Genomic DNA, 2,653 nt, shown 5'->3' with positions numbered 1-2,653 from the left:
CGCCTTGAACTCCTGCACCTGCCCGCCCTCGCCCTTGAACGAGGCGTACTCGTTGTGCGGGGCGAAGAACCCGATGGTGTTGTAGCCCCAGTAGTTCGACAGGCCGCGGTCGACCAGCCCGCCGTCGTGCACGAACTGGTGCACCGGCATCAGCTCCACCGCGGTGATCCCGAGCCGCTGCAAATGGTCGATCATCACCGGGTGCGCCAGGCCCGAGTACGTGCCCCGCACGTCCTCGGGGATCTTCGGGTGGTTGATCGTCATCCCCTTGACGTGCGCCTCGTAGATGACGGTCTGGTGGAACGGGATCCGCAGCGGCGTGTCGTTGGTCCAGTCGAAGAACGGGTTGATGACCACCGAGCGCATCGTGTACGGCGCGGAGTCGCCGTCGTTGACCGAGTCCGGGTCGCCGAACCGGTAGCCGAACAGCGTTTCGTTCCACTCGATCCGGCCGTCGATGGCCTTGGCGTACGGGTCGAGGAGGAGCTTGTTCGGGTTGCACCGCAACCCCGCCGCCGGGTCGTACGGCCCGTGCACCCGGTACCCGTAGCGCTGGCCCGGGATCACCCGGGGCAGGTAGCCGTGCCACACCAGCGCCTCGCGCTCGGGGAGATCGACGCGCGTCTCCCGCCCGTCGGCGTCGAACAGGCACAGCTCCACCCGCTCGGCGACCTCCGAGAACAGCGCGAAGTTGGTGCCACCACCGTCGTAGGTGGCACCGAGCGGATAGGGCGACCCCGGCCAGATCTTCACCCCACCGTGTCTATCAGCGTTGGCCGGGGTCCGCGCGTCGGGGCGGCTACTGGTTGAGCGGGAGGGCCAGGTCGGTGACGGTCACGCCGAACTCGCCGACCTTGCTGGCCTGACCTGTGACCAGCGACACCCGGTACATCGCCGTGGACCCGGTGGCGGGCGTGACCGCGGCGAAGCCGTAGACCTCCACGGTCCGGTCGCCGCGCAGCATCGAGTAGATGTCGAAGCCGGCCGAGGCGGCGTCGACGCCGAGCTTGCCGGTCGGCACCAGCTGGCCGGAGTTCGCCGGCGACTGGATCGCCACCTGATCCATCGTCACGTCGAGGTCGTACAGCGCGGTCCCGGTGTCGGCGCTCCGGTCGTTGTTCGTGTACGCCGCCGCGACGACGCCGGTCGGCGCGGTCATCGCCGGCGGGTAGCTCAGCGCGGTGTCGGCGACCGTGACGCCCTTCGGGTTGACGTCGTGGCGCAGGTTCTGCCCGGTGTCGCTCACGATCCGCAGCCGGTCGGCCGCGGGGTTGAAGTCGACGCCGAACGCCCTGCCCTGCAACGGGACCGTCAGCTGGCTCACCTTGGTGGCCTTCGCGTTGTTGCCGAGCTGGTAGACCCCGCCGGCCTCGCCGACGCCGTACAGCTTGCCGTCCTGCACCCGGTAGTCGATGCCGACCAGCCGCGTGTCGCCGGTGAGGCCGTCGACCTTCCCGATGTTCCTCGTGTCGGACGGCTTCTCCACCCGGAACCCGACCAGCCGCTGGTCGGCCGTGAGCCCGATGGCGCGCAGCCGCGGGGTCTCGTCGTAGTCGCTGGCCAGGAACAGGGCCGGTTCGTCGGGACCGAGGAGCGCGTACCCGGCCGCGCCGCCGCCGACCCCGAGGGCCGCGATCATCCCGCCCACTATCCACCGCTTGATCATCGTGTGTCCTTTCTCAGGTGTGTCGTTCTGTGTTCGGCGCGGCGGGCCGGTGGGCTGGGTGTCGTCGATCCGACGCTCGTGGCGGCCGGACAGGTGGGGTGCGCCGATGGACGACGCGTTGCTGCAGTGGACGGTGCGGGAGGCCGCACCCGGCGCCGAGGTGGTCGAGGTCCGCGGCCTGCGGGACGGCGGGTCGCCGTGGCTGGTGACGTTCGCGTCCGGGGAGGGCGTCGTCGTTCGGTCCGGGTCCGCCGACGACCACGCGCTGTTCGCCACGGAGGCCGCGGCGCTCGAGGTGACGTCGGACCACGACGCGGTGCCGACGCCCCGGCTGCTGGCCGTCAGCGACCGGCCCGCGATGATCATCGAACGCCTGCCCGGGAAGAGCCGCATCCCCGACACGGCCCCGGTGGCCCGGCTCCGCGCGCTCGGCGCGGCGGTGGTCGCGCTGCAGTCGATCGAGGTCGACGGCGCCGTACCCGCACTCCCCCGGCGCACCCGGCCGATCTCCGGCGTCGACTTCGCGGCGCTGCGCCGCGCGGAGCCGGTGCGGCCGCTGCTGGCCGAGGCCGAGCAGCGCGTCGCCGCGATGCCGGTGCCGGGTCCGACGACCGGTCTGGTGCACGGCGACCTGTGGCAGGGCAACGCCCTGTGGGACGGGCACACGCTCACCGGTCTCGTCGACTGGGACTGCGCCGGTGCCGGCCCGGCCGGCGTCGACCTGGGGTCCCTGCGCTGCGACGCCGCCCTGTGCTACGGCCCCGGTGCCGCCGACCACGTCCTCGACGGCTACCGCGAGGCGGCCGGCCGACCCGCCGACGACCCCGCCGACGATGTCGCCTACTGGGACACCGTCGCCGCCCTGAGCACCCCGTCCGACATGGGCTGGTTCGTCGACGCGCTCCACGGCCAGGGCCGCACGGACCTCACCCGGGCACTGCTGGTCGAGCGCCGCGACGCGTTCCTCGAGGCGGCGCTCGCCGGGCT

2 protein-coding genes and 1 pseudogene are annotated in these 2,653 nt (G+C 72.2%); 1 reads left to right on the top strand and 2 read right to left on the bottom strand.

Features of this window, described 5'->3' with window-relative positions:
• Together Voc01_RS36540 and Voc01_RS36535 are read right to left on the bottom strand one after the other, a co-directional pair.
• Positions 1-753: pseudogene (locus Voc01_RS36540) on the bottom strand (glycogen debranching enzyme); the annotation flags it as partial.
• A gap of 46 nt (positions 754-799) precedes the next feature.
• The gene (locus tag Voc01_RS36535; RefSeq protein ID WP_203932243.1) at positions 800-1,666 is read right to left on the bottom strand and encodes a DUF4394 domain-containing protein; all 867 of its coding nucleotides are present in this window, start codon (positions 1,664-1,666) and stop codon (positions 800-802) included.
• Between the two features lie 106 nt (positions 1,667-1,772).
• Between Voc01_RS36535 and Voc01_RS36530 the strand changes: the two genes are divergently transcribed.
• On the top strand, positions 1,773-2,653 hold an 881-nt coding region (locus Voc01_RS36530; RefSeq protein ID WP_203932242.1), incomplete at its 3' end, for a phosphotransferase family protein.

The sequence above is a fragment of the Virgisporangium ochraceum genome, from assembly GCF_016863655.1.
GTDB lineage: Bacteria > Actinomycetota > Actinomycetes > Mycobacteriales > Micromonosporaceae > Virgisporangium > Virgisporangium ochraceum.
Note: the sequence above shows the minus strand (reverse complement) of the source record. Positions and strands in the feature narration are given on the sequence as shown.

What these genes read in the sequence shown, in the direction of transcription:
- Voc01_RS36535 (WP_203932243.1), bottom strand. Translation starts at nt 1,666, where the DNA reads ATGATCAAGCGGTGGATAGTGGGCGGGATGATCGCGGCCCTCGGGGTC.